The organism is Brachybacterium tyrofermentans (assembly GCF_039526165.1).
Lineage (GTDB): Bacteria > Actinomycetota > Actinomycetes > Actinomycetales > Dermabacteraceae > Brachybacterium > Brachybacterium tyrofermentans.
Window position 1 is genome coordinate 343,751 of sequence record NZ_BAAAIR010000046.1, and the last position, 26,298, is coordinate 370,048.

Genomic DNA, 26,298 nt, shown 5'->3' on the forward strand with positions numbered 1-26,298 from the left:
GGTGAGAGAATGGTCCCGTCATTGCCCCGAGGGAAGGAAACCTGCCGTGAGTGCACGTGCTGTCGAGCTGTTCGTCGATCCCGTCTGCCCCTTCGCCTGGATGACCAGCCGGTGGCTGCTCGAGGCCGCGACGGTGCGCGATATCGCTCCGACCTACTCGGTCATGTCGCTCTCGGTGCTCAACGAGGGCCGCGACCTGGACGCGGGCTATCGCCGGATGCTCGATGATTCCTGGGGTCCGGCACGGCTCGCGGTCGAGATCGTGAGCACCCAGGGCTCCGACGCCTTCGCGCGCTGGTACACCGCCTGGGGTGAGCGGTATCACGTCGGCGGTCAGCAGGACGACCGCCGCGCGGTCGCCGTCGCCGCCCTCGAGGCCGCGGAGCTCCCCGCCGAGCTCATCGGCGCCTACGAGCCGGTCGCCGGCGACGCGACCGATGTGGCCCTGCGCGCCTCGCACGACGGCGCGATCTCCCGCGTCGGCGACGAGGTCGGCACCCCGGTGATCTCCTTCGGCGATGCGGGAACAGCTTATTTCGGCCCCGTCGTGTCCCCGGCGCCCAAGGGAGAGGACGCCGGCCGCCTCCTCGACGCCCTGGAGACCCTGTCGTCCCTCGAGGGCTTCTACGAGCTCAAGCGTTCCCGCACCGGCGGCGTCGACTTCAGCTGAACCTGCTGATCCCATCGCCGGCTGATCCCGCCGCCTGCTGATCCCGCCCGAATCCTCCCCAGAGAAAGAGACCTCTCCTGATGCATGTGCACATCGGTACCGACCACGCCGGCTTTGAGCTGAAGAACCGCCTGGTCGCAGCCCTGCAGAACAAGGGCCACGAGGTCACCGACCACGGTGCCCACGCCTATGACGCCCTCGACGACTACCCGCCGTTCTGCACCGATGTGGGCGAGGCGGTCGTGGCGGATGCCGGCTCCCTGGGGGTCGTCATCGGCGGCTCCGGCAACGGCGAGCAGATCGCTGCGAACAAGGTGACCGGGGTGCGCGCCGCCCTGGTCTGGAACGAGGACACCGCCCGCCTGGCCCGTCAGCACAACGACGCCAACGTGATCTCCGTGGGCGCCCGCCAGCACTCCGAGGACGAGCTGGAGTCGCTCATCGACCTCTTCCTCGCCGAGCCGTTCACCGGCGAGGAGCGCCATCAGCGCCGCATCGACCTCATGGCCCGCTACGAGGAGACCGGCGGCTACGGGTCCGACTCCGCAGCCGCGCCCACCGGCGCCTGATGCCCGAGGGGCACACCGTCCACCGGCTCGCAGCGGCGCTGCGGGCCGGTTTCGGTGATCAGAGGGTCCGCACGTCCAGCCCGCAGGGCAGGTTCTCCGAGGCGGCGGACCTCGACGGCTGGGTGCTCGCGGATGCCGAGGCCGTGGGGAAGCACCTCTTCCTCGCCTTCGTCCCGGACGCCTCCGTCGATCCCGGCGCCCCGGTGACCCGCTATGTGCGCGTGCACCTGGGTCTGTACGGCTCGTGGACCTTCGCCGGCGACGAGGGGTTCTCCTCGGCGCATGCGATCGGCGCCCCGCGGGTGCGGGTCGGGGAGCGCGAGGAGGGGCTCGACGGCGGGGCCGACGGCGATGGCGTTGGCGGCGATTCGGACTGGCGCCGGATCGTGCCGCGGCCGACGACTCGCCTGCGGCTCGCCGGCGCCCACGGGATCGCCGATCTCACCGGCCCCACCGCCTGCGAGGTCGTCGACGCCGCCGGCAGGCAGGCGGTGATCGACCGGCTGGGACCGGATCCGCTGCGGGCCGACGCGGACCCCCGCCGCTTCGTGGACCGGGTGCTCGCCTCCCGCACCGCGATCGGGGTCCTGCTGATGAACCAGGACGTCGTCGCGGGGATCGGCAACATCTACCGCGCCGAGGTGCTGTTCCGCGCCCGGCTGGACCCGACGGTCCCCGGCCGCGACCTGACCCGCGGGATGGTCGACGGGATCTGGGAGGATCTCGTGCCGCTCATGGAGTACGGGGCGCGCACCGGCCGCATCGTCACCACGCAGCCCGAGCACCGCGACATCGAGGCGCGGATCCTCGAGCGCTCCCGCGGCACCCGCCAGAACGGCGACGAGGACCCCGACGTGGTCCCGCGCGAGAAGTCGTTCTACGTCTACCACCGCCAGACCCTGCCCTGCCGTGCGTGCGGCACGGTGATCCGCAGCGCCGACATGGCCGCCCGCACCGTGTTCTGGTGCCCCCGCTGCCAGAGCGTCCGCACGCGCCGGGCCACCTGGACCCGGGAGCATCCGGCGGCGACCTGGGCGTTGCCCGCGCGTCCGTAGACTCCTCGGATGAGCTCCTCGGGCACCGACCCCCTTCCCGTCCTCGCAGAGGGTCTGCTCGCCGTCGGCGACGGCCACGAGATCTTCTGGGAGGAGAGCGGGAACCGCGACGGCGTGCCCGTCCTCTACCTCCACGGCGGCCCCGGCGGCCGCCTGAGCCCCGGCTACCGGCGCAGCGCCCCGGCGGACCGCTCTTGGATCATCGGTCTCTCCCAGCGGAGCGCGGGGCGCTCCACCCCGTCGGCCGGGATATCGGGGGCGGTGGACCTCGGGGCGAACACCACTGCGCACCTCGTCGCCGATCTCGAGCTGCTGCGTGAGCACCTCGGGATCTCCGCCTGGATCGTCGAGGGCGTCTCCTGGGGGAGCACCCTGGCGCTGGCCTACTCCCAGGCGCATCCGGAGCGGGTGCTCGGCGTGGTGCTGTTCGCGGTCACCAGCACCAGCCGTCGTGAGGTGGACTGGATCACCGAGGGGATCGGGGCCGTCTTCCCGGAGGGCTGGGACGCCCTGGCGACGTTCGCCGAGCGGCACGGCCCCTATCGTCGGGGCACGGAGCAGCGCCTGGTCGAGGCCTATCGTCAGCTGCTCTGCGCAGACGGTCCTGACGCTGACCCCGCACTCGTCGACGCCGCCGCGGAGGCCTGGATGACCTGGGAGGACGAGCACATCCGGATCGGCACCGGCGCGCTCGAGCGCTCGAGCCCCCAGACGCCTGCCGACGAGCAGCAGCGCATCGAGCGTCGTGCCTTCGCCCGGCTGGTCACCCACTACTGGGCGCACGACGGCTTCGTCGCCGACTGGGCGGTGCGCTGGGGCGCGGAGCCGGGCTCCGGACTCCTGGGCGGGATGTCCCGTCTGGCCGGGATCCCGGGCGTGCTGATCCACGGACGACGGGACGTCTCCGGCCCGGCGCTCACCGCCTGGGAGCTGCACCGGGCATGGCCGGGCAGCGAGCTGGTGATGATCGAGGATGAGGGCCATGGGGGTCCGCGCATGGTGGAGGAGTGGCGCGCGGCGATGACACGACTGGTCGCGCAGAACGCCTGAGCGGGAGCAGCGTGCCCACCTGCTGTCACGAGCATCTCGATGCTTCTTCCCGAGACCGCTACGAGACCGCTCCGTGACCGTCCGTCCCGTAGCGTGTCGCCATGACCGCAGCATCTCGCACCCCCGATACCCGCCTCCGGCTCCAGCAGTCCGCAGTCGCCGGCATCGACCCCCGCACCCTGTACCTCCTGGCCAAGCTGCGCCAGGACGTCTTCTCGATCGAGCAGAAGGCCACCGACCCGGACCTCGACGGTCGGGACCTGGAGCCCACCACCGCCCTGCTGTGGATCGAGGTGCCGGGCCCCGACGCCGACGCCGCGGGACTGGAGGGGGAGCCGGTCGCCCACGTGCGGGTGCTGCGCGAGGATGATGGGTCGATGCGTATCGGCCGGATGGCGGTGCGGGCGCAGGAGAGGCGCGCGGGATTCGGGCGCCGCATCATGCGCGCCGCCCTCGACCTCACCGCGCAGCTCGCCCCGGAGCAGCCTGTGCACATCGACGGCCAGGCCTACCTCGAGACCTGGTACCAGGGGATGGGCTTCGAGACCGTCGGCCCCGTGTTCCTCGAGGCCGGCATCGAGCACGTGCCGATGGTGTTCCGCCACCCGCACGACTGAGGGCGTTCCGCCACCGAACGGCTGAGCGTCAGCCGGCCTGCTCGAGCAGCGCGATGATCTCCGCGCGCTGGAAGTACTGCGCGGTCTCACGGGCGCTCGGGGCACCGAGGTCGGCGTCGGCCCCGGCCTGCAGCAGCACCTGCGCGACGGCGGTATGGCCCTTGAAGGCGACGCCCGCCAGCGGTGACTGACCGCGGTCGTTGGCCAGGTCCACGTCGGCGCCGCGGGCTGCGAGCTCGCGCACGAGCTCCGCATGCCCGTGATAGGCCGCGAGCATGAGCGGGGTGTTGCCGTCGCCGTCGCGCAGATCCACCGGGGCACCCTGGTCGATCACCGGCAGCAGCTGCGCGGAGTCCCCGTTCCGGGCGGCATCGAGCATCGACTGGGCGAGGGCCACGACGGCTTCGTCCTCGGGCATGGCGTCCTCTGAGTTCTCGGTCATCGTCCCAGGTTACGGCGAGCAAAGGGCCGTGTCGCCTCAGCGGGTGACGAGCAGCTCGGCCAGCAGCGGCCACGCCAGAAGTCCGATCGCGAGCAGCAGACCGAGCACGTCGGCCCGGCCGAACCGGCTGGGCTCCGCCCAGGTGCGATGCGTCGCCGTCGCGAAGCCGCGGGCGTCCATCGCGAGCGCCTGCTGCTCCGCGCCGCGCAGCGTGACCACCAGCAGGGCGAGGGTCGCGCTCGCGAGCAGCCGCGGGGAGGCCGCGGAGCCGAGCCCGCGCTGGATGCGGGTGCGCAGGATGATCTCCCACTGCCGGCCCAGGTGCCCCGCGCGGACCAGCGCGACCACGGCGGCGGCGACCGGCCGGGCGGGGAGTCGCAGGCGGCCGCCGAGGGCGTCCCCGAGGGCGGTCGCCTCGACGCTGCCCAGCGCCAGCACTCCCGGGGCGACGAACACCGTGATCCGCGCCGCCTCCCGCAGGCCCAGCAGCCAGGCCGGTCCGGACAGCGCGGGGGCATCACCGAGGAGGGCCGTGGTCCAGGCGAGGCCCGCGGCGGAGAGCAGGATCGGGGTGAGCCGGAGCGCCGCGCCTCGCACCGAGCGCACGGCCAGCGGCGCCAGCAGCACGATCGGCACGAGGGAGAGCAGCCCGCCCTGCCAGCTGTGCACGGCGAAGGAGCCGATCGCGGCGAGGATCCCGATCAGGCTCAGCGTCAGCGGGTTCAGGGCGTCGGCCGGGATCCGTCGGCGGGGGACCGGGGGCAGCTCATCCTGCGCGGAGCCCGGCAGCTCGAGGTGGTCATCGGCCCGCGCGATCAGCTCGGCGTCGTGGGTGGCGACCAGCACGGCGCAGCCTCGGCGGCTCGCCTCGTCCAGCAGGTCCAGCACGGCGCGTCGGCGGCGGGCGTCGAGCCCCACCGTCGGTTCGTCGAGCACCAGCAGGGACGGCTGCTGAGCCAGGGCTGCGGCGATCGCGACGCGGCGCTGCTCTCCGCCGGAGAGCCGGGAGGGATGGGCCCGGGCGAGATGGGCGAGGTCGGCGCGTTCGAGCAGCTCGTCGGCCAGCTTCTCGTCGTTCGCCCAGGGGGAGGCCAGCAGCTCGCCGCGCACAGCGGTGGCGACGAAGGAGTGCTCGGGGTCCTGGGGGACCGACGCGATCTTCTCGCGCGGCGGGCGGGCCACGGTGCCGCTCTCCGGGGCACCTGCCCCGAGCAGCGTGCGCAGGAGAGTCGTCTTGCCCGCCCCGCTGGGACCGGTGAGCACGGTCAACCGCCCGGCGTGGACCGCTAGATCGACCGGCGTGCGGAGGCCGTGCTGCGGCACCGTCACCCCGTGCAGTGACGCCACCGGAGCACCGTCTGGAGCCTCTGCCGGGGCCCCGTGCTGCGGTGCAGCCGACGTCGCGACGTCCTCCAGCGCCTCCGTCTCGACCAGCACCCCCGCCTCGACGAGCACCTCCCGCCGCTCCCGCAGCACCTCCTCCGGGTCCCCGTCGGCGAGGATCCGGGCCTGGTCGCCGAGCACCACCAGCCGGTCGACGTGGGGCAGCCAGGGCTCGATGCGGTGCTCGGCGAGCACGAGGGTGCGGCCCTCGGCGGCCTCGAGGATCGCCGTGCGCACCTCCTGTGCGGTCGCGGGGTCGAGCATGCTCGTCGGCTCGTCGAGCAGCAGCAGATCGGGACCCAGCGCGAGCGACCCGGCCAGGGCGATGCGCTGCTGCTGTCCGCCGCTGACATCCAGCGGGGCGCGGGAGGGATCCAGATCGACCCGGGCCGACGCGAGGGCGTCCTCGGCGCGGTGGTGGATCTCCGGGCGGTCCAGGGCGGCGTTCTCCGGTCCGAAGGCGGCATCCCTCGTGATGGTCGCGGCCACGAGCGCATGGGTGGGGTTCTGCAGCAGCAGTCCGCGCTCGCCGGGCCGTCGCGGGGGCGGGACCAGCTCGCTGCCCTCGCCGGTCTCCTCGTCCAGCAGACCCGCGAGGGCGCGCAGCACCGTCGACTTGCCGCTCCCGCTCGCCCCGGCCAGCAGCACGCGCTGGCCGGCAGGGATCACGAGATCCAGCCCAGCGATCGTCGGCTCCCGCCGGGTGAGCGGGCGCCAGGTGAGGCCGTCCAGCGCTGCCGGGGACGACTGCGCAGAGATCGTCTCAGGCCTCGGCGATGCGGGCATGCTCACGACCGGAGGGCAGGGAGTCCACCGCGCCGGTCGCCGCCAGGGCGCGGGATGCCGCCCAGCCCAGCACACCGCACAGCAGCGCCCCGGAGACCAGGAACGCCCCCAGCATGGCCAGGGAGAACGGCCAGCTCATCTCGGGGTAGTAGATGACCTTCTCCCAGCCCCATTCCAGGACGGCGGCGAGCAGCCCGCCGAGGATCGCGACCGGGAGCGTGAAGCGCCGATAGCGGGTGAGCAGGAACGCGAGCTCGACGCCGCCGCCCTGCATCAGCCCGGAGATCGCGGTGCCCCAGCCCCACGGGCTGCCCAGCAGCATCGAGAGCACCGCGGCCAGCAGCCCGGCGAACAGAGCGGCGCCCGGCTTGCGCACGAGCAGCGCGGCGAGGATGCCCGGCAGGAACCAGATCCCGGCGAGCAGCCCCTCGGCCGGCTTGAAGGCGGCGGTGAACGGACCGATCAGCGTGTACAGCTGCCCGTATCCCAGATAGGCGACCCCGAAGGCCGCCCCGATCAGCACGGTGACCATCAGGTCGAGGGTGCGGAAACGCGTCATCACTTCTCCTTCCATCTGCACGGAAGGGGCGCACAGGACCGGTGGCCCCGCGCGGATGTCCCGACTCCCTACGCCGGCGCGAGCCGGATCAGGTTCGAGGGTCTGCGCAGGTTCGCGCACTCTCAGCACCGTGGAGGTGCTCCCCTGTCAGTGGATGACCCCGCCAGTCTAGCCGTCTCACCGACGGGCGCGGTTCGCGTCACCGACGGGCGCGGTTCGCGTCACCGTCGGGCGCGGATCGCCTGGTCGATCGCGGCGGCGGTCGCCTCGGTGTCCTCGGGGGAGATCACATAGTTCGTCCCCGAGCGCCCGACGATCTCGACCATCTTCCCTGCGCGGGTCACCAGCAGCCGGTACGGCTGCTGCGCCTGGCCGGTCGTGTAGATCTTCCGGCTGCCGACGGGGGTGAGCTCCGCGGCCGTGGACGCGGAGGCCCGGCCCCGACGCCAGCCGTACCCGCCGAGCGTCACCCCGACCGTGGAGGCCCCCAGCGTGCGGTACTGCACGGTGCGGAAGTCCGCCAGCGGCCAGGGCTTGCGCGGCAGGAAGCCGCCGAGGCTCACCGTGAGGCCGCGCTCGTCGACCACGAACCGCGCATGCTGACCCATCCAGGTCCACAGCGTGAGCAGGACGAACAGGAACGCGATCAGCAGGCCGGCGGCCACGCTGCTGCGCGAGGACATCAGCAGCGTGGCGATCACGCCGGCCAGCACCGTCAGGCCGATGCGGGTCCAGCCGATCCGGGAGGGCCGGGTGGTGCCGACGTAGAACGGGGCGTCGGGCCTCACAGCACGCCCGTCGAGAGGTCGATGATCACCAGATCGTCACCCGGTCCTCGGGGGCGCGGTACATCCCGTCGCCCTCGCGCACGTCGAAGGCCTCATGGAACTCGGCGAGGTGGCCCACCACCGTGTTGCAGCGGAACTCCATCGGGGCGTGCGGGTCCACGGCGAGGCGACGGATGCCCTCCTGCGGGCGGTTCATGCCGCGCCACACGGTGGCCCAGGACAGGAACACCCGCTGCAGGCCGGTGAAGCCGTCGAGCTCCGGGGCGTCGGCGCCGGTGGTCGCGAGGTACGCCTTCACGGCGATGGACAGCCCGCCCAGATCGCCGATGTTCTCGCCGATGGTGAGCGCACCGTTGACACGATGGGAGTCGTCGAGCTCGCGCGGGGAGAGCTCGGAGTACTGCGCGATGAGGGTCGCGGCGCGCTCGTCGAACGCCTCGCGGTCCTCCGGGGTCCACCAGGAGGCGAGGTTGCCGTCGCCGTCGTACTTCGAGCCCTGGTCGTCGAAGCCGTGTCCCACCTCGTGGCCGATCACGGCGCCGATGCCGCCGAAGTTCACGGCGTCCTCGGCCTCGGCGTCGAAGAAGGGCGGCTGCAGGATCGCGGCGGGGAACACGATCTCGTTGCGGCCGGGGTTGTAGTACGCGTTGACCGTCTGCGGGGTCATGTGCCACTCGGTCTCGTCGATCGGGCCGCCCACCTTGGCGTACTCGAACTCGGCGTCGAAGCGGCGCGAGGCGCGCACCGTCGCGACCAGATCGCCGGGGACGATCTCGAAGCCGTCGTAGTCGCGCCAGGAGTCGGGGTAGCCGATCTTCGGGGTGAACTTCTCGAGCTTCGTGAGCGCCTTCTCGCGGGTCGCCGGGGTCATCCACTCCAGCTGCTGGATCGAGCTGCGGTAGGCGTCCATGAGGGCGTCGACCAGCACGCTCATGCGCTCCTTGTGGGCGGGCGGGAAGTGACGGCTCACGTACTCCTTGCCCACGGCGAAGCCGACGGCGCCCTCCACGAAGGAGACGCCGCGCTTCCAGCGCTCGCGCAGCTCCTCGGCGCCGGAGAGCACCCGCCCGGCGAAGGCGAAGTCCTCCTCGACCAGAGCGGCGGGAAGGTAGGGGGCGTAGCCGGAGACCGTGTGGACGGCGAGCCAGGTGCGCAGCACGTCGAGGTCCTCGCCGGCGAGCAGCTCGGCCGCGGCGGAGACGAACTCCGGCTGGCCGACGGAGACGACCTCGAAGGCCGTCGTCGGGGCGCCGGTGCCCTCGACGAACGCGTCCCACTCGAAGGAGGGGGCGAGCTCGCGGCGCTGGGCGGCGTCCATCGGGTTGTAGGACTTCTCGCTGTCGCGCAGGCGCACCACGTCGACGTGGCAGGCGGCCAGGCGGGTCTCGAAGTCCATCACCGCGGCGGCGAGGGCGGCGGCGTCCCCGGCGAGCAGCCCCTCGCGGCCCGGCAGGCCGCCGAGAGCGGCGAGGTTCGCGAGATGGGCGACGTAGGCCTCCCGGATCTCGGCGTAGTGCTCCTCGCGGTAGTAGGACTCGTCCGGCAGGCCCAGGCCGCCCTGGTGGAGCTTCACCTGGTAGCTGGTGGAGTCGTGGTCGTCGGTCCAGACGTAGGCGAGCAGGGCGCTGGCACCGGAATCCGGGGCGGCCATGGTGCGGGTGATGGCCGCGAGGTCCCCGCTCGCGCCGATCGTGGCCAGCAGCTCCTCGAGCGGCGCGATGCCCGCGCTCTCGATCGCCGCGGTGTCCATGAACATCCGGTACAGGGCGCCGACGCGGGCGTGGTCGGTGCTCGGCACGCTCTCGTCGCCGTCCAGGTCGGCGGCGGCCTCTTCGATGATCTCGCGCACCCGCTCCTCGGAGAGGTCCCGCAGCTGGTGGAAGGCGCCGTCGCTCGAGCGATCGGCGGGCATCTCGTGGGTGGCCAGCCAGTGGCCGTTGACATGGCCGAAGAGGTCGTCCTGGAGGCGGATGTCGGGGTCGACCTCGGTGAGGGCGAGTCCCGAGCGGGTCGGATCGGTGGGGGCAGCGGTCATCATCGGCTCCTGCGTGGTCGAGGTGTGGAAGAAGTACAGGTCTGAGAACTACGGGTCAGAGAACTTCGGGTCAGAGAGGGATCAGAGGGTGATCAGGCCCAGCGATCCGAGCGCCAGGGTGAGCAGCCCGATCGCGAGCGGGGCGTACGCCCACGGGGTGCGGGCGCGCTCCGCCGGGGACCGCCGTTGGAGCACCAGGGTGGACAGGCCCGAGGCGATCGAGAGCACCGCGGTGCCGATCACCAGGACGGGGGAGAGGATCACCAGAACCGTCGCCCCGACCTGGAAGGCGACGGTGCCGACGACGTCCAGCAGGCGCATCACCACGGTCGAGCGAGCGCCCACGCGCTCGCTGAGCAGCGTGGACACGGCCTCCTTGGACCAGTCCGAGGGCCGGGCGATGCGTCGCCTGGTGGAGACGGTCTGGGCGGTCGCGAGGGCGACCCAGACCAGGGCCGCGCCGGCGCCGATCCACACGCCGAGCTCGGCGCGGATGTCGCCGGGCCAGAGCAGCAGGGCCAGCAGCACGGCGGCGAGACGCAGAGCCTCCTCGACCCCGCTGCGCACGGCGAGCAGGCCGGGGTTCACGGCCAGCTGCTTGCGGGTGCGGGCCACGAACAGGCTGGTCGCGACGAGGGAGGCGAGGTGGGCGGCGCCCAGCGCGATGCCGAGCAGGAGCACCACCGGGCTGGTGGGCGCGAACGGGAGGATCGCGATCAGCAGGAGCACCCCGATCACGGGAATCACCAGGGCGAGCACCGACAGACCCTTGACGAGGTCCCGCACGAGGTCCGCCCCGGTGGGCGGGTGGTCGTGCCCGGTGTGATCATACGGATCGGCATGGGGATCAGCCTGGGGATCGGCCAGCGGATCGGCATGGGTATCGGCGCAGTGCGGATCGGTGGATCCGGGGGTGCCGGGGGTGTCGGTCATGGAGCTCCTTCGAAGTCCTCACCAGGGTACTGGGGTCAGGGTGCCCCAGGACGGTGTGGAACGATGATCAGGTGATGATCAATGCCGCACCGCACACGGAGACGGGCCTGACCCCTGAGCAGCGTCGGCGCGCCGCCGGTTCCGTGATCGCCGCGGCCACCGGGGATGCGCTCGGCGCCCCCTATGAGTTCCAGGCCCCGGTGGTCGAGTCCGAGGACATCGACATGATCGGCGGCGGCATCCTCGACTGGCAGCCGGGGGAGTGGACGGACGACACGTCGATGGCGATCGTGGTGCTGGAAGCGGCGGTCTCGGCCTCGGACCGCCATGACCTGCGGGTCGAGTCCGCGCAGGACCAGATCGCCCGCGAGTGGTACTCCTGGTCGCTGGGCACTCCCGATATCGGTGCGCTCACCTCGCAGGTCATCCGGCGGGCCACCGACCGCGCCCGTACCGAGGACCACTACGCCCCGCGGGCCCGCGACTTCCGAGCGGCGGCGATCTCGGCGTACGAGGAGCTGGAGGCCTCGGCGGGCAACGGTTCGCTCATGCGCACCCATGCCGCGGTGATGCCCTATCTGCTGGCCTCGGACGACGACGCAGCCGCGGGAATCGACGCGGTGTGTCGTCTGACACATGTTCATCCCGATGCGACCGAGGCCTGCATGCTGTGGGGTTTCGCGGTGCGACACGCGGTCCTCACGGGCGAGATCGACGTGCGCCGCGGCCTGGATCGGCTGGATGCGGAGCGCCGGGACCTGTGGACCTCGCGGATCGAGGAGGCCGAGCGGGGCACCCCCGCGTTCTTCCGACGCAACGGCTGGGTGGTCGGGGCGTTCCAGGCGTCCTGGGCGGCGATCGCCGGGGTGATGCCGCTGCCCGAGGACAAGTTCGCGCAGCGGGACACGCTGGTCGCGGCGCTCGAATCCGCGGCCCGCGCCGGCTACGACACGGACACGGTCGCGTGCATCACCGGGGCTCTGATCGGTGCTGCGCTGGGACCGAAGGCCGTGCCGCCGGAGTGGCGCCGCGTGCTGTTCGGCTGGCCCGGCTACGAGACCGACGAGCTGAGGGGCCTGATCGACCGGCTGCTCGGATCGTTGACCGCCCCGGCCGACGACGAGGACTGAACAGCACGCGAACTGAGCTGCACGCGGATCGACCAGGAAGAGGACTGAGCATGCTGAGCACATCGGGCCCGTGGGATCTGCGGATCGTGTCCTGGAACCTCTGGGAGCTGCGGGGGGACCTGCCGGCCCTGATCGAGGCGGTGCAGGACCTCGAGCCCGATGTGCTGCTGGTCCAGGAGGCGCCCCGGTTCGTGCTGCCGACCACGCGCCTGTCCTGGTTCGCGCGGCAGATCGACCGGAAGATCCTGCTGGGTGGGTTCGGGGGTCGAGGCCTCGCGATCCTCGCGACCGATGAGGTCGCCGCGCAGGTGATCCGCCGGGGGACCCACGCGGTCGAGCAGACCATCACGGACCTGAACTCGACCTACCCCCGCGGGGTGGCCGCAGTACGGCTCTCGGTGCCCGGCGGCAGGTCGGTGATGGTCTCCTCGACGCATCTGGCCCTGCAGGAGGACAACCGCCTGCGCCATGCCGCCCATCTCGCGCAGCTCGTGCGAGGGGCGGGGACGCCGGCGATCGTCGGCGGGGATCTCAACGAGACGGCCGACGGTCCGGCCCGCTCCGCGCTCGAGCCGCTGCTGACCGATCCGGCTCCGCAGAGCGAGCACACCTTCCCGGCCCGTGGGCCGGTGCGACGCATCGACGCCATCCTCACCACGCAAGGGGTGACGGTGCGCGACGCGCGGGCGGTGACCTCGACCCGCCGGGTCGATGAGGACCGACTGTCCGGGGCATCGGATCACCGCCCGACGCTGCTGGACATCACCCTCTGAGAACACTCGCTCCCGCAGGCTGAGTTCACCCCCGCAGGCTGAGCTCACCCCCGCAGGCTGAGCTCACCCCCGCACACGGAGTCCCGTCCGCAGCAGCACGACGTCGTCCTGGCCGCCGACATGACGGATCGAGATACCCGTCTTCTCGCCTGCGGTCGTGCTCTTGTTCTCGCCTGCGGTCGTGCTCTTGATTCCGCCGGCGCTCTCGGTCCCGCCGGCGCTCTGCTCCTCGTCGGCCCAGCCCACGACCGTGAGCTGGGTGCGGTACGAGTCCACGGCGCGGCGGACGATGTCGGCCACGCGAGGGTGATCCCGCCAGGTGAAGCCGGCGTCGGCCGCGGGATCCGGTGCGCTGGAGACCTCGATCATCGGAGTCCCGGTGCGCGCGCAGGCCGCCGCGGTGACGTGATGGGCGCGCACGTGATCGGGATGCCCGTAGGTGCCCTCGTCGTCGTACCCGATGACGGCATCCGGCCGGCGCTCCTGGATCAGGGCCACGAGGTCGTCGACCGCCTCCTCGAGCGGTCGATGGGTGAAGCTGTCCGCGCCGGCGGTGTCGGAGGGACCGGCGAGCCCCTCGCGGATCCACTGCATGCCCGAATCGCGGTAGGTGCGCGGTGCGACGCCCGCGGCGAGGGCGGGCGCGGTGCCGAGCATGCAGCGGGCCGCGATCCCGAGGATCGAGGTGGCGGCGTCGATCTCGGCGTCGCGGATCTGTTCGAGCGGCCGGGTGTCCTCGGGCGGCACGGAGCCGGGGACGACCTCCCCTTCCTCGCCGCGGGTCGCGGTGAGGAGCTCCACGCGTGTCCCGGCGCCGGCGAGCGAGGCCAGCAGAGCTCCGGTGGAAAGGGATTCGTCATCAGGATGGGCATGCACGGCGAGCACCGTGGCGGCGTCCTCGAGGAGCATCCAGGGATCAGTGGTCATGCGGTGCCTCCCACGACGGGATCGGTGTCGAGCACGCTGGTGTACAGCGCGGAGAGGGTCTCGGCCGCGGCGTCCCAGGTGCGGGAGGCGGCGAACTCGCGGGCGGAGCGCACAGCGCTCGCGTAGGTGTCGGCGTCGGCCAGCAGATTCTGGACGGCTTCGGCCCAGACGTCGGGGTCACGGCTGCCCAGCACGACCCCTTCCGGGCCGACCGCCTCCTGCACCCCTCCGGCGCAGCGCCAGGCGATGACCGGGGTCCCGCTGGCCTGCGCTTCGAGAGCGACGAGGCCGAAGGTCTCCGACCAGCTCGTCAGCAGCAGGGCCCCGGCGCAGCGCATCGCCTCGGCGAGCTCGTCGCGGCCCAACGAGCCGACGAACTCGACGCGGTCCTCGAGGCCCAGCTCGCGGGCCCGGTCCTGGAGCTCGGCGAGGTAGTCCTCGAAGTCCTGGGAGACGCCGCCGGCGAGCACCAGGCGTGCTCCGAGATCGGGGTCGAGATGGGCGAGCACCTCGAGGGCGAGATCGGGGGCCTTGAGCGGCTGCAGGCGTGCGGTGAACAGGAGGGTTGGCCGCTCCCGACGGGCGTCGACGTCGTCGCAGGGACGGAAACGGTCCACATCGACCCCGGGCCGGACCACCGTGAGGCGGTCGCCGGGTACGCCATAGCGCTCGGCGACGGTGCGTGCCTCCGCCTCGGAGACGGCGACGACGAGGTCGGAGCCCTGGGCCACGAAGCGTTCGCCGGGGATGCGGCCGACGGATTCTGCGGGCTCACCGGCGTCGAGGCCCTCGGAGCCGTCGGGGGCGGCGACGGAGTGGAAGGACTGCAGGTGGGGGAGTCCGAGCTCGCAGGCGACGGGCAGCGCCGCGACACCGCTGAACCAATGATGGGAATGGACCAGGTCGTAGGACCCCTCGGCGAGCGCCGAGCCGAGGGCGTCACGGAAGGGCCCGATCGCCTGTTCCATCGCGCTCTTGGCGATCGGTCGCGCCGGACCGGCATCGAGATGGTGCAGACGGATGCCGGCTTCCACCTCGACCACGGCGGGCGCGTCGGGATCCCGACGGCGGGTGAACAGATCGATCTCGTGGCCGAGCCGGGCCAGCGCTCGGGCCTGCTCGAGGACCACGACGTTCATCCCGCTTGCGTCGGCTCCACCAGGCTCCTCGAGAGGCGAGGTGTGCAGGGAGATCGCGGCGATGCGCAAGGGGACGACAGACATGGGAGCATCCTAGGCGGCGACATGGGGTGCTGACGGTGTGACCTGGGGGCGCCGAATGTTCGCCCGTGACGAAACACAGGGCGTCCTGCGTCACGGGAAGTTGAAACCGGGCTAACGGTCGTCCAGCCTGAGAAGCATGGATACGGCGGAGAAAGTGGATTGGGCTGCATTGAACGTCCACGCGGCGGGCCGTCCTGCTCGCCGTCTCGTAGCGAAAGCGATCGCTGCGGCTGGTGGCGATCGACAACCCGGCACCGTCCTCGACCTCGGTGCTGGTGCCGGAGCGGATTCGCTGCAGTTCGCGCGACGCGGCTGGACCGTGCACGCCTATGACACCGATGACACGATCGCGGGTCGCCTCATCGAGAACGAGCGGATGAGCGGCTCGGTGGACTTCCATCATGTCGATATCGCCGACGTCGAGGAATTCCCGACCGCGCAGATCGTGTACTCGACCTACACCCTCGGCCTGCTCGGGCGTGACGCCCTGGCACGGACCTGGACGAAGCTGGTGGCGGCGCTCCCTCGCGGAGGAGTGATGGCTGTGGACCTGTTCGGCACGAACGACACCTGGGCCGACCGTCCCGACATCGCGACCCTCCCGCTGCACGAGATCGACGCGATGTTTCGCGGCTTCCAGATCATCGACCGCACCGTGCGCGATGAGGACGGCCGTTTCCTGGCCGACAAGAAGCACTGGCACGTCATCACGACCCTCGCCCGGAAGCTGGGCTGACTCTCAGTGACCCTGGCGGACCAGGTCCCCCACGCGGGCCAGGCCTCCCACGCGTTCTAGGTCTCCGAGGCCTCATGGCGACCCTTCGGCCGTCCGGAGGCTCTGTCGATGGACAGTTCCGCACTGCGATGCGGTCGCGGTTGCGACTCCGGCCGCCCTGGCCCCCAGGATTCGTATCAATGGTGGCCGTGGCTTGGGATTCCCTTCGGTGGAAGGCGGCGACAGGAGCCGGAGGGCTCTCCGGCGGCTCCGAGGGTCCTGACCCTGCTGCGGGATCCGGCGGGTCGGGGTCCTCCGTCGGGGGTGTCGTGGCAGGTGGATTCGCCGGAGGTGGGGTGCCGGCTGGTTCCTGCCGGTCGATCAGTCGAGGCATGGGGGATAGACCGTACGCGCCGTGGGGACTGCTCCAGGCCCAGCCGGCTCCGGGAGATTCCGGTGCCGGGGGCGTGTCGCAGGGTGTCAGCGTCCAGAGCCCGAGCTCCTTGGCGAGATTGCATCGTGTGCACAGCCCCTGGCCGTTGGCATAGCTGGTCGGGCCGCCGCGGTGATGCGGCTCGACATGGTCGATCTGGCGGATGATCGCGGTGCACCAGGGCGTGCGACAGGTGACGTCGCGCCACCGGATCATCCGGGCCAGTCCAGCCGGGAAGGCGCGGGCCCGGGACTCCATCCCCACCAGCTCACCCGTGCTCGGGGAGGTGTAGAGGCGCCGGTAGAAGGCGCTGACCTCCTCGTCGGGATGGTCCTCTGCGGAACTGCGCAGGTGGCCCGGGGGAGTACCGCGCAGGGTGTCGGTGATGACGTGGGCCGGGATCGTACCGTAGCCCTCGAGCTGAGCGGATTCGGCCTCGTTGTTGCGACCCAGCAGCGCGGTGTCCGTGATGACGATGCCGAGCTCGAGACCGGGTGACCTGCGAACGCGCTCCTCGCCAGCGGGCGGAGGGTCGGAGCGCTCGAGCACGGCGCCCACGAGGAGGTCCGCTTCGAGCGCGGGCACGGAGTGCTTGGACCCTGCGGCGCGCAGGGACTCGGCGCCTCGCTGCAGGGACTTCATCAGACCGGCCGCGTCGACACCACGCAGCACCGCGTTCACACGGGCCATGCCGTCGGCCAGCGGAGTCATCGTGACGTGCCGGGCGCGGGCGGCGCGCTCAGCACGATCGCGGGATCTCTCCGGTTCCAGCTGCTGGATCATGCGTTGGAGGTCGGACCGCAGCTGACGGTCGCCCTTCCCGGCCAAGGACAGCGGGTCCTCGCTGATCAGCTTGTCGATAGCCGCGCAGGTCTCCGGATCCGCGGCGGCGAGCGTGCTCGCCACCGTGGCAGCCTGACGGACCGGCAGCCGCCCGTCCCAGAGCCGGCCGAAGGTGCCCGGCAGGTGCTGCACCAATCTGTGGGCCGACGCGAGGGAGAAGGACGCCGACGCCGGGGAGACACGGCCGGCGATCCCTACCTCGGACGCCGCACCCTTCCCTTGGGCGGCGGTGGAGGCCCCTTCACGTCGATCCGCCTCACGGATCCTCTGCTCGGCGTGGACCTGCCAGGTGGCCTCGATGGCGGCCAGCGACGATCGCAGGTGATCGAGACCGCCGAGGATCGCGAGCGATTCCTCCGCGGAGTGCGGCGCCGTGGCGGGCAGGGGTTCACGGACCGAGGTGGTCCGAGTGAAGGCCTGCAGCGTGGCCGCGAGGATCTCGGAGAGAAGGTTCCGGGCCCCGGGACTCGCCTCGAGGGCGGCGACATGGGCGGCGACGTCGCACAGGAGATCGCCGGCCGACGGGTCATCGCCCGATCCGGGCTCCTCGTCGGCCTGCTCTCCTGCGGGTCGTTCTTCCATATCTCGAGCGTAGGTGTTTCTTGGGGGCGAAGGAAGTGCTCGAGCCGGAATGTGGATGACGAGATTGATGTGGATAGAGTTTGTGGATAACAGGGGTGTGTGGAGGAAAGATCAGAGCGCTGTGCAGAGCGAGGTGACACGGGATCAGGAGCGCCGGATCCACCTAATGGGCGATCTGCCTGCATGAATGTCCTGTCTATGCATCGCGTATGTAAGTGTGTGTTTTGTGGGTCACCCGCACCGCCCCAGGGAGCTGGTGCTTTTCTCCGCGCGGGATCACGGGGATTTGTGGATAACTTCTGGTGGGGAGGAAAGAATGCCTGAACGAGTGACGCCCTTGGTGCCGCGTATGGCCCGTAGATCGCCCCGGAGGATCTGCAGTTCGCCCCGGAAGATCTGCAGGGCGGCCCGACGGGTGAGCTCTGAACGGGCTGGGGTCACTGCCCCAGCAGCGTCAGCACGGCCGTGACCCGCCGGTGCACGCTCGACCCTTCGCTCAGGCCGAGCTTCGCGAACAGCCGCTGGGTGTGCTTCTCCACGGCTCCGCCGCTGATGAACAGCCGCTCGGAGATCCCGGCGTTGGTGAGGCCCTCGCCCATGAGCTCGAGCACCTCTCGCTCGCGCGGGGTGAGGTCGTCCAGCGGCGTGCGCCGGCGTGACGAGATCACCTGGCCCACCACGTCCGGGTCGATCGCCACTCCGCCGGCGGCGACGCGCTCGATCGATTCCAGGAACGAACGGATGTCGAACACGCGGTCCTTGAGCAGGTAGCCCGTGGCGCTCTCGCCGGTCTCGATCAGCTCGGTCGCATAGCTGACCACCACGTACTGGCTGAGCAGAAGGATCGGCGCCTCCGGCCAGGAACGTCGGATCTCCTGCGCGGCCCGCAGTCCTTCGTCAGTATGGCTCGGGGGCATCCGGATATCGGAGATCACCAGGTCCGGGCGGATCTCCAGGGCGCGCACCACCAGCTCGGTGCCGGTGGCGGCCGTGCCCACCACCTCGTGCCCGGCATCCTCTAGCAGCAGTCTCAGGCCCTCGCGCAGCAGTGCGGAATCATCGGCGATCACGATGCGCACGGGATCACCGCCTCCACCCGGGTGCCGTGACCCACGGGAGAGTCGACCCGGAACGTGCCCTCGAGGGAGGCGACCCGGCCGGCCAGCCCGGCCAGCCCGCCGCCGGTGCGCAGCTCGGCCCCGCCGCGGCCGTCGTCCTCGATCCTCACCCGGGCATCATCCCCGATCCGAGCCACCTCCACCTGGATCTTCTGCGCCTCGGAGTGCTTCGCGGCGTTCGTGAGCGACTCCGAGACCACGTAGTAGATGCCGATCTCGACATGCTCGGGCAGCTTCAGGTCCGGGCACTCGATCGTGGTGCGCACCGGGGAGATGGCGGCGAGCTCGGTGAGCGCGGCGGCGAGGCCCCGGTCCACGAGGATCGGCGGGGCGATGCCGCGCGAGAGCCGCCGCAGGTCATCGAGCGTCAGACCCAGCTGCTCGCGGGCCCCGCGCATCACCTCGCCGGCCTTCTCGGGATTGTCGGCGGCGAGGGACTCGGCGCGGGCCAGGTCCATCGTGGCCCGGACCAGGCGCTGCTGAGGACCGTCGTGCAGGTCGCGCTCGAGGCGACGCAGTGCGGTGGACTCGGCAGTGCGCCCGGCCGCGCGGGACTCCTGCGTGCGCAGCAGGCGCTGCTGCGTCTCGTAGCGGGAGCTGAGCAGGCCGCGGGCGAGCCCGGCGTGGGCGGCGCCGAGTCCCCGCATCACCAGGCCCACGGTGAGCAGGAAGAACAGGCCAGCCGCGAACTGCACGGCGATGTCGGCGGCGAGGGCGGACTGACCGGTGAACCCCATCAGCGCGCCGAGACCGTTGTTGCCCGAGTTCGGCAGCGTGCGGTCCAGGACCAGCGCGGAGACCGGGCCGCCGACGACGGCGATCGACCCGAGGGTCCACAGCAGTGCGAGCGGGAAGGTGATCAGGGACAGCAGGAAGTTCGTCAGGATCCACAGCGCATCGAGCCAGGACTGAGGGTCGGTGAGCGGGGTGACCAGACGTCGGCCCCAGCCAGCACCTTCCGGTGCCTGCTTGGGCGCCGGCGCCGGCAGGTCCGTGCCGAGCAGGCTGGAGCCGAGGGTGCGGCCGGCGGCGGCGAAGCCGCGGGCCGTGAGCACGGCGCCGACGAGGATCGGCAGTCCGATCCAGATCACGGCGGTGCCCGCGCCGAGAGCCAGCAGGGTGAGGACCACGCTGAACCCGAGGGTCCCGAGCACGAAGGAGATGATGACGTAGAGCAGGACGCGGCCGATCCGCGCCGCCCAGCGGCCGACGGACCAGCGTTGGGCCGACGGGGCGTCGACAGGTGGGGTCATGGTCATGGTGTTCATGTCTCAACTCTGTCGTCGGACCGTCGTCGGCCCCATCCTGTCACCCGGTCAGGAATTGTCGGGCTGGCCCGACACCTGCCGACATGACCCGCCAGCATCGCGGCGGCCTCCCGTAGTCCGCGGCCCGCGGGCCCGCGGCCCGTAGTCCGCCGCCCGCAGCCGTATCCCGCCCCGGGGGTGCTCACCCGTAGGTGGGGTACTGGGGCCAGCCGGCGGGGGAGTCCTCCCAGGCCTGCTGGCGGCCGTAGACGGTGCGATCCATGATGTGCGGGACCGGCAGGATCGCCTCCGTGCCGCGGGCATAGGTCGCGTACGTGAGGTAGACCGTCCCCTCACGCAGCAGGAAGTACGAGTAGCCGGGGACGGGGCCCGAATAGCTGCCGTCCTCGCTGGTCAACGTCCATCCCCAGTCCCCGTGGTAGCCGGTTCCGGCCGAGGAGACCCAGGTGTGCGGCCAGCCCTGCTTCTCTCGCCAGGCGCGGAGCTTGTCGATGGGCGCCTCGGAGATCATCGCGAAGGAGATCTCCTCCTCGTCCAGGCGTCCCATGTTCGCCGGCAGGTTGTCCACCGCCGAGGTGCAGCTCGGGCAGCCCTCGTCCCAGTCGGTGCCGTACATGACGTTCTGCACCAGCAGGAGATAGCGCCCGGCGAACAGCTCCGAGAGGCGCACGGGACCGTCCTCGCCGGTGAACTCGTAGTCGGGGACCTCGACCATGGGTAGGCGGCGACGCGCGGCGGATGCACGATCGTTCGCCCGGGTCACCTCCTTCTCCAGAGTGACCTGGGCGGCGAGCGCTTCCTCGAAGTCGTCGCGGCCCACGACAGGGGGCGCGGCGGCGGGCTGCTGGGCCTTGGGGCGCGCCGGCTGGTCGATCGGCTGCGCCGGCGTCTCGATGCAACGGGCCATCAGGATCATCCTCCTTGCGAGGCGGCGTCTCTCGCCGTCCTCACCCTGTCGTCGAACGGGATCGGCAGGATCGACAGCGGCCCGGAGCTCCGAGCTGCCCTCAGCTCGTCTCGAGGATGCTCTTCAGCGTCGAGAGGTCCGCCGCGACGGCCTCGGCGTCGTCGGCGAACTCTGCATCGGTCATCGTGCCTCGACGCAGGGTGAAGACGACTTCGCTGCGCTGGTCGTCCAGCGGCAGCACCCGCACCGGGTTCAGCACGGACTCGCCGGTGGGGAGGGTGACCGTGTGATCGAGGACCCCGTACTCGTTCTCCGGCACGAAGCTCACCAGCACCCTCCCCATCGGGGAATTCATCGACCACTGGGAGACCTCGCGCTGCACCTCGCTGCCGGCGAGGCCGGCGGCCCAGCGGGGGAGGTTCCGCGGGTCGCTCGCGTACTCGAAGACGGCGCGCCAGGGGCGCTCGATGAGGACGTCGAGGTGGCGGTAGGTGCTGCCGCCCGAGGGGGTCACGGAATCGTCGTGCGTCGCGGATTCGTCGTGCGTCACGCTGTCTCGAGTCGTCGCTGCGTCCGCTGTGGTGCCGGTGTGCTCGCTCATGGCCGTGACGCTAGCAGTCGCCTCCCTCGGGCGACTGGTTCACGAGGCCAGGGGAGCGCTTGAGGAGGTCTGTGCCGTGACGGCCCCGGACGTCACCGCTGCGGCACGCTCTGCTGTGGCCCGCACGGCCTCGGGCCACGGCGTCGGCTCGAGGCCCTCCTGGGTGGTGAGGATGCCGGGCTGCAGCACGGAGGGCTCGTACCAGAGCTTCGCGATGCCGGACAGCTCCCGGGCGAAGGTGACCACCCCGGACAGCGCGCGCAGGGCGAACAGCGGGATCCGCAGCGGCCGACGGACCGGCTGGTCCAGCAGGTCCGAGGCGAGGGCGATGAGCTCCCGCGGGGAACGTGCTGCGGCCGACGGGGCGTGGAGCACCGCGTCCCCCGTCGGGGCGAGGCGCTCGGCGTGCCGCGCCGCGTGGAGCATGGCGCGCGCGAGATCTGGGATGTGGGTGAGCGTGTGCGGGGCGTCGGGAGCGCCCGCCACGATCGGACGGTGCCCGGCGGCGATCCGCTCGATGACCATGGCGCTGGCCACGGCGGCGCCGGTGCCCACGGCGGTCGGGCCCACGAGGTCCGAGGCGACGAGGCTCAGGGTGCGCGCGGTATGGAGCCGGCGCTGTTCGAGCAGCGCGACGCGCACCTCGCCCTTCGCATCCAGCGGCGTGCGATCCGCCCCTTCGACGAGATTCGAGGCTCCGCCCTGGAAGGCGTACATCGATTCCGGGAAGACGACGGGGATGCCCCGTTCGGCGGCGGCCTCGAGCACGGCGAGCTCGCGCGGCGGCAGGTCACGGCGCCAGACGCGGGCGTCGTAGGCGGCGTGGAAGGTGGCGTGGACGGCGTCGGCCCCGAGGAGCGCGGTCTGGAGGGCGGCCGGGTCGAGCACGTCGCCCGCGACACGGTCGATGCCCGGGGCCGGGGCGACCTCGCTGCGTCGCAGCACGGTGACGCTGTCGCCGTCCGTGAGAGCGCGCTCGATGATCGCGCGGCCGATCTGTCCTTCTCCGATGACGAGATGATGCATGGTGACTCCTCAAGTGTGAGCACTGCTCTCGGTGCTGTCGAGAACAGTGAACACCGCTCTCGTTTGAGAGTCAAGAGCAGTGCTCTCGATGTGTGGCAGGATGTCGACATGACTGCTGACGGGACTGCGACGACGGCCGACGGGACTGCGACGAGAAAGCCGGCCACGCCGCGAGCGGTGGCTCGGGAGCGCACGATGGCGCGCATCGTCGAGCTCGGGAACGCCCAGCTCGCCGAGTGCGGGGCGGGGGAGCTCAGCGTGCGCGAGATCGCGCGCGGCCTGGGCATGGTCTCCTCTGCGGTTTACCGCTACGTGTGCAGCCGCGACGAGCTGCTCACACTGCTGATCGTCGACGCCTACGCCGACCTCGCCGACGCCGTCGACGGCGCGCTCGCCGAGGTGGATACCGGATCGGAGAAGGGGATAGGCGCTGGTCCGCGGGCGCGCTTCCATGCGCTGGCCACGGCGATGGTCCGCTGGGCCCTTGCGCACCCCGAGCGCTGGACCCTGCTGTACGGCACACCGGTGAGCGGCTACGACGCCCCGGCGGAGAGCACCAACACCGACGGCACCCGGGTCATGGCGCGCATGCTCATGATCGCGGCAGACGCAGACGCAGACGCAGGCGCAGACGCAGGGGCAGCGGACGTGGGGGCGTCGGGCGCTGGAACTCCTGCCGACAAGCACCGCACCCTGTACGTCGACCCCGAGGTGCGGGCACTGCTGGGAGTCCACTTCGCCGAGTTCGGCGTGCAGGCCGACGCCGAGGTCGGCGTGCGGGCCGTGACCGCGTGGAGCAGCCTGGTCGGAGTCATCAGCGCCCACGTGTTCCGCCAGCTGGGGGCGGATGCCGCCGCCGTGGGCGAGCAGCTGCTCGCGAGCCAGGTCGAGCTGCTGGCGGACCTCATCACCGGACGCTGAGGCGCCCGCCCGACTCCTGATCCCACGCGGCGAGGGCGATGCGCGCCGCGGCCAGCACGGACGCGGGTTCCCGCAGTCGTGCCCCGTCGGCCTCGGGTACCACGACGACCCAGCGCGCCCGCCCCCGCCGGCGCATCCTCCCGATCTCGATCCCGCGACCAGCCGCCATGGGCAGGAGGAGGGCGCCGCTCGGGCCGACCTGCAGGTATTGGGCGAGCTCCGGACGCCGCTCGAGGAGGAGGGCGCGAATCTGCTCCCGCTCGTCCTGAGCGGTGCCGCCTGTCGAGGGGTGCGCGAGGACCGGTCCTGTCGTGGTCATATCGCGAACCTACGCAGGGGGTCCGACAGACGAACGGGTCCGACAGACGAACGGGGCTGGCAGGCGAGCGATGCTGGCAGGCGAGCGGTGCCGACAGGCGTGCGGGGCTGGCGGGCGAACGGTGCCAGCGCCGAATCCCGCCCGGCACCGACCCGGACGGGCTACGGTGGGCGTCATCTATGAACTGCATCACATGGAGGTCGTCGTGCCCCTCTACGAATTCCGCTGCGAGAACTCCCACCTGCATGAACTCCTGCTCTCGATGACAGCGGCGGACCGCAGCGCACCATGTCCCGAGTGCGGCGGCGCGGCGACCCGCCTGATCAGCTCACCGGCGCTCGGCCACCTCGGCTCCGCGCGAGCCCAGCTCATCGACCGCACCGAGTCGAGTGCGCACGCGCCCACGGTCGTCGACCAGGTGCCCGGCCGCGGAGCCCCGCGCCCCGCCCGCACCACGCACGATCCGCGCCACGCGCGGCTGCCGCGCCCCTGAGGCGCCCCTGGACCTGATGGCGCCGGCCCGCGGCCCATCGCTGTGGAAGGAGAGATCATGCCCGAGAACGTCTTCCCGCTGGATTCCACCAAGCCCTTCACCGACCAGAAGATCCTGGGACACAACCGCTGGCACCCCGACATCCCACCCGCGGTGAGCGTGCGCCCCGGGGACACCTTCCGCGTGGACTGCCGCGAATGGTTCGACGGCTACATCAAGAACGACGACTCCGCCGAGGACATCGCCTCGGCCCCGCTGCACACGGTCCACACCCTCTCCGGCCCGTTCCGCATCGAGGGCGCCAAGCCCGGCGACCTGCTCGTGGTGGACATCCTCGACGTCGGCCCGATCCCGCAGGAGGACTCCGGGCTTCTGGCCGGTCAGGGCTGGGGCTACACGGGCATCTTCGCCAAGCGCAACGGCGGCAGCTTCCTCACCGACGAGTTCCCCGATGCGTACAAGGCGGTGTGGGACTTCCGCGGCGACCGCACGACCTCCCGCCACGTCCCCGGGGTCGAGTTCACCGGCATGATCCATCCTGGGCTCATGGGCACCGCGCCCTCCCCGGAGCTGCTGACAACCTGGAACACGCGCGAGGGCGCACTGATCGCCACCGAGCCGGACCGCGTCCCCGCTCTCGCCCTGCCGCCCGAGCCGAACGGCGCGATCCTCGGCGGCGTGAGCGAGGGGGACCACGACCGGGTCGCCGGGGAGGGCGCCCGCACCGCCCCGCCGCGCGAGAACGGCGGCAACCAGGACATCAAGAACCTCACCAAGGGCACCAGGATCTTCTACCCGGTGTTCGTGGACGGCGCGAACTTCTCCGTGGGCGACCTGCACTTCAGCCAGGGCGACGGCGAGATCACCTTCTGCGGCGGCATCGAGATGGGCGGCTTCCTCGACCTCCATGTCGACGTCATCAAGGGAGGCATGGAGAAGTACAACGTCTCCGAGAACGCGATCTTCATGCCCGGCAACACGGCACCGCAGCACAGCCAGTGGCTCTCCTTCTCGGGCACCTCGGTCACACTCGACGGTGAGCAGCGCTACCTCGACTCGCACCTCGCCTACCAGCGGGCCTGCCTGCACGCGATCGACTACCTGTCCATGTTCGGCTGGTCGAAGGAGCAGGCCTATCTGCTGCTGGGCGCCGCACCCATCGAGGGCCGGTTCTCCGGGGTCGTCGACATCCCCAACGCGTGCGCCACGGTGTACCTGCCGCTGGACATCTTCGACATCGACATCCGGCCCGGAGCGGGCGAGGTGCCGCAGATCGATCCGGGGATCGGGGCGCCGCGGGCGAGCGTGGGCTGAGGGCCGACGGGCCCTGCGGTGCTGAGCGCCGCAGGGCCCGTCGGTCTCAGCCGTTCAGGGCGCGAGCCCAGCGGTCCTGATGCTCGGCGACATGGTCCGCGGCCCGGCGCCAGTGCTCGCCGTGGCCCTCGGTGAACATCGATCCCCAAGGCTCGCGACCGGCGATGTTCGAGCTCCGCAGCAGCTCGAACATCGCCTCGGTGCGCTCCGCCATCGCGCGGGGGAGGGCGGCACGCAGCTCCTCGCCCGCTCCATAGCCGTCCACGAGGGCCGCGAGGCGCACGGCAGAATCCTCGGGATCGGCGGAGGCGTCGTTGAGGGTGAAGGCCTGTGCCGAGTACGCGAGATCCCAGAGTCGAGTGCTCGGCGCCGCCCCGTCCCAGTCGATGAACACCCAGCGCTCGCCGAGGATCAGGTTCCACGGGGTGAGGTCCCCGTGGCACACCAGATCCGTCGCTCCACCGCGCACGGGGAGCAGCGGCTCCCAGGGGGCGGGGGCCGACGGCGCGAACCCCTCGCAGGCATCGTGGATCGCGCGGATCAGTGCGCCGACGCGGGCCAGCCCGGCGAGCGTGAGCGGAGGGGAGTGCAGGGCGAGAGATCCGGGCACGAACTCCTGGATCTGTCGCCCGCGATCGTCGCGACCCCGCGGCTCGGGCACGTCGATCCCCGCCGCCGCGACGGTGCGCATCAGCTCGTGGACGGCGGGAGTGGTCGGCTCCCAGGGCTTGCGCACGGTGTCGCCGACGCGCACCACGCCCTCGGTCGCATTGCCGCCGTCGAGCGGGAGCTCCTCGTCGCTGGTCACCTCGCTACGG

27 protein-coding genes and 1 riboswitch are annotated in these 26,298 nt (G+C 71.5%); of the genes, 11 read left to right on the forward strand and 16 right to left on the reverse strand.

All coding sequences use genetic code 11. The annotated features are described in order from the left end of the window. Window positions 1–46 precede the first annotated feature (46 nt). From ABD093_RS15630 to ABD093_RS15650, 5 genes are all read left to right on the forward strand, one after another. Window positions 47–670, forward strand: a complete 624-nt coding sequence (locus tag ABD093_RS15630) for a mycothiol-dependent nitroreductase Rv2466c family protein (protein WP_193116183.1) — start codon at window positions 47–49, stop codon at window positions 668–670. Between the two features lie 80 nt (window positions 671–750). After that, window positions 751–1,239, forward strand: a complete 489-nt coding sequence (locus ABD093_RS15635; protein WP_193116182.1) for a ribose-5-phosphate isomerase — start codon at window positions 751–753, stop codon at window positions 1,237–1,239. Further along, entirely contained in the window at window positions 1,239–2,294 is a 1,056-nt protein-coding gene (locus ABD093_RS15640; RefSeq protein ID WP_193116181.1) for an Fpg/Nei family DNA glycosylase, read from the forward strand. Before ABD093_RS15635 ends, ABD093_RS15640 begins: the two co-directional genes overlap by 1 nt. A gap of 9 nt (window positions 2,295–2,303) precedes the next feature. Further along, entirely contained in the window at window positions 2,304–3,344 is a 1,041-nt protein-coding gene (locus ABD093_RS15645) for an alpha/beta fold hydrolase (RefSeq protein ID WP_193116180.1), read from the forward strand. Between the two features lie 101 nt (window positions 3,345–3,445). Next, window positions 3,446–3,961, forward strand: a complete 516-nt coding sequence (locus ABD093_RS15650; protein WP_193116179.1) for a GNAT family N-acetyltransferase — start codon at window positions 3,446–3,448, stop codon at window positions 3,959–3,961. Window positions 3,962–3,989: 28 nt separating this feature from the next. Here ABD093_RS15650 and ABD093_RS15655 read toward each other — a convergent pair whose 3' ends face one another. The 6 genes from ABD093_RS15655 to ABD093_RS15680 form a co-directional block, all read right to left on the reverse strand. Then, window positions 3,990–4,403, reverse strand: coding sequence for an ankyrin repeat domain-containing protein (locus ABD093_RS15655; RefSeq protein ID WP_193116178.1), 414 nt, complete (start codon window positions 4,401–4,403; stop codon window positions 3,990–3,992). A 36-nt stretch (window positions 4,404–4,439) separates the two neighbouring features. Further along, the gene (locus ABD093_RS15660) at window positions 4,440–6,572 is read right to left on the reverse strand and encodes an ATP-binding cassette domain-containing protein (protein WP_343925646.1); all 2,133 of its coding nucleotides are present in this window, start codon (window positions 6,570–6,572) and stop codon (window positions 4,440–4,442) included. After that, on the reverse strand, window positions 6,550–7,131 hold the full coding sequence (locus ABD093_RS15665; protein WP_193116176.1) for an ECF transporter S component: 582 nt from the start codon (window positions 7,129–7,131) through the stop codon (window positions 6,550–6,552). The genes ABD093_RS15660 and ABD093_RS15665 overlap by 23 nt, the downstream gene beginning before the upstream one ends. A 48-nt stretch (window positions 7,132–7,179) precedes the next feature. Continuing rightward, window positions 7,180–7,287, reverse strand: a riboswitch (TPP riboswitch). 65 nt (window positions 7,288–7,352) lie between these two features. Further along, a complete protein-coding gene (locus ABD093_RS15670; RefSeq protein WP_343925649.1) occupies window positions 7,353–7,919 on the reverse strand; it encodes a hypothetical protein in 567 nt (188 codons plus the stop codon). A gap of 25 nt (window positions 7,920–7,944) precedes the next feature. After that, window positions 7,945–9,954, reverse strand: a complete 2,010-nt coding sequence (locus tag ABD093_RS15675) for a M13 family metallopeptidase (protein WP_343925651.1) — start codon at window positions 9,952–9,954, stop codon at window positions 7,945–7,947. 81 nt (window positions 9,955–10,035) lie between these two features. Continuing rightward, entirely contained in the window at window positions 10,036–10,887 is an 852-nt protein-coding gene (locus tag ABD093_RS15680) for a hypothetical protein (RefSeq protein ID WP_343925653.1), read from the reverse strand. Between the two features lie 74 nt (window positions 10,888–10,961). Here ABD093_RS15680 and ABD093_RS15685 point away from each other — a divergent pair, with 74 nt between their 5' ends. Both ABD093_RS15685 and ABD093_RS15690 read left to right on the forward strand, forming a co-directional pair. After that, the gene (locus tag ABD093_RS15685) at window positions 10,962–12,017 is read left to right on the forward strand and encodes an ADP-ribosylglycohydrolase family protein (RefSeq protein WP_343925655.1); all 1,056 of its coding nucleotides are present in this window, start codon (window positions 10,962–10,964) and stop codon (window positions 12,015–12,017) included. Window positions 12,018–12,067: 50 nt separating this feature from the next. Further along, window positions 12,068–12,790, forward strand: a complete 723-nt coding sequence (locus tag ABD093_RS15690; protein ID WP_343925657.1) for an endonuclease/exonuclease/phosphatase family protein — start codon at window positions 12,068–12,070, stop codon at window positions 12,788–12,790. Window positions 12,791–12,853: 63 nt separating this feature from the next. On the opposite strand, the gene ABD093_RS15695 is transcribed toward ABD093_RS15690, so the two are convergent. Both ABD093_RS15695 and ABD093_RS15700 read right to left on the reverse strand, forming a co-directional pair. After that, window positions 12,854–13,717, reverse strand: coding sequence for a PIG-L deacetylase family protein (locus ABD093_RS15695; protein ID WP_343925659.1), 864 nt, complete (start codon window positions 13,715–13,717; stop codon window positions 12,854–12,856). Continuing rightward, the gene (locus ABD093_RS15700; RefSeq protein ID WP_343925661.1) at window positions 13,714–14,940 is read right to left on the reverse strand and encodes a glycosyltransferase; all 1,227 of its coding nucleotides are present in this window, start codon (window positions 14,938–14,940) and stop codon (window positions 13,714–13,716) included. The genes ABD093_RS15695 and ABD093_RS15700 overlap by 4 nt, the downstream gene beginning before the upstream one ends. Window positions 14,941–15,076: 136 nt before the next feature. On the opposite strand from ABD093_RS15700, the gene ABD093_RS15705 reads away from it, so the two are divergent. Then, window positions 15,077–15,676, forward strand: coding sequence for a class I SAM-dependent methyltransferase (locus ABD093_RS15705; protein WP_343925663.1), 600 nt, complete (start codon window positions 15,077–15,079; stop codon window positions 15,674–15,676). Here the strand turns inward: ABD093_RS15705 and ABD093_RS15710 are convergent. The 6 genes from ABD093_RS15710 to ABD093_RS15735 all read right to left on the reverse strand — a co-directional run bounded on the left by ABD093_RS15710 (window position 15,648) and on the right by ABD093_RS15735 (window position 22,433). After that, entirely contained in the window at window positions 15,648–17,513 is a 1,866-nt protein-coding gene (locus ABD093_RS15710) for an HNH endonuclease (protein WP_343925665.1), read from the reverse strand. The genes ABD093_RS15705 and ABD093_RS15710 overlap by 29 nt on opposite strands. 437 nt (window positions 17,514–17,950) lie before the next feature. Then, window positions 17,951–18,592, reverse strand: coding sequence for a response regulator (locus ABD093_RS15715; protein WP_343925667.1), 642 nt, complete (start codon window positions 18,590–18,592; stop codon window positions 17,951–17,953). After that, the gene (locus ABD093_RS15720; RefSeq protein WP_343925669.1) at window positions 18,580–19,899 is read right to left on the reverse strand and encodes a sensor histidine kinase; all 1,320 of its coding nucleotides are present in this window, start codon (window positions 19,897–19,899) and stop codon (window positions 18,580–18,582) included. Before ABD093_RS15720 ends, ABD093_RS15715 begins: the two co-directional genes overlap by 13 nt. A gap of 181 nt (window positions 19,900–20,080) precedes the next feature. Then, the gene (locus tag ABD093_RS15725; RefSeq protein WP_343925671.1) at window positions 20,081–20,806 is read right to left on the reverse strand and encodes a DUF899 family protein; all 726 of its coding nucleotides are present in this window, start codon (window positions 20,804–20,806) and stop codon (window positions 20,081–20,083) included. A 100-nt stretch (window positions 20,807–20,906) separates the two neighbouring features. Next, entirely contained in the window at window positions 20,907–21,407 is a 501-nt protein-coding gene (locus tag ABD093_RS15730) for an SRPBCC family protein (RefSeq protein ID WP_343925673.1), read from the reverse strand. 39 nt (window positions 21,408–21,446) lie between these two features. Then, window positions 21,447–22,433 carry an NAD-dependent epimerase/dehydratase family protein gene (locus ABD093_RS15735; RefSeq protein WP_343925675.1) on the reverse strand — a complete coding sequence of 329 codons (987 nt, stop codon included), beginning with the start codon at window positions 22,431–22,433 and terminating at the stop codon, window positions 21,447–21,449. A 108-nt stretch (window positions 22,434–22,541) separates the two neighbouring features. Between ABD093_RS15735 and ABD093_RS15740 the strand changes: the two genes are divergently transcribed. Then, entirely contained in the window at window positions 22,542–23,354 is an 813-nt protein-coding gene (locus tag ABD093_RS15740; RefSeq protein WP_343925677.1) for a TetR/AcrR family transcriptional regulator, read from the forward strand. On the opposite strand, the gene ABD093_RS15745 is transcribed toward ABD093_RS15740, so the two are convergent. Beyond that, window positions 23,341–23,673 carry a hypothetical protein gene (locus ABD093_RS15745; RefSeq protein WP_343925679.1) on the reverse strand — a complete coding sequence of 111 codons (333 nt, stop codon included), beginning with the start codon at window positions 23,671–23,673 and terminating at the stop codon, window positions 23,341–23,343. The genes ABD093_RS15740 and ABD093_RS15745 overlap by 14 nt on opposite strands. A gap of 205 nt (window positions 23,674–23,878) precedes the next feature. Between ABD093_RS15745 and ABD093_RS15750 the strand changes: the two genes are divergently transcribed. Both ABD093_RS15750 and fmdA read left to right on the forward strand, forming a co-directional pair. Next, entirely contained in the window at window positions 23,879–24,166 is a 288-nt protein-coding gene (locus ABD093_RS15750) for an FmdB family zinc ribbon protein (protein WP_193116160.1), read from the forward strand. A 57-nt stretch (window positions 24,167–24,223) separates the two neighbouring features. Beyond that, on the forward strand, window positions 24,224–25,480 hold the full coding sequence (fmdA, locus tag ABD093_RS15755; protein WP_343925682.1) for a formamidase: 1,257 nt from the start codon (window positions 24,224–24,226) through the stop codon (window positions 25,478–25,480). Between the two features lie 46 nt (window positions 25,481–25,526). Here fmdA and ABD093_RS15760 read toward each other — a convergent pair whose 3' ends face one another. Then, on the reverse strand, window positions 25,527–26,288 hold the full coding sequence (locus ABD093_RS15760; protein WP_343925684.1) for a phosphotransferase: 762 nt from the start codon (window positions 26,286–26,288) through the stop codon (window positions 25,527–25,529). Between the last annotated feature and the right edge of the window lie 10 nt (window positions 26,289–26,298).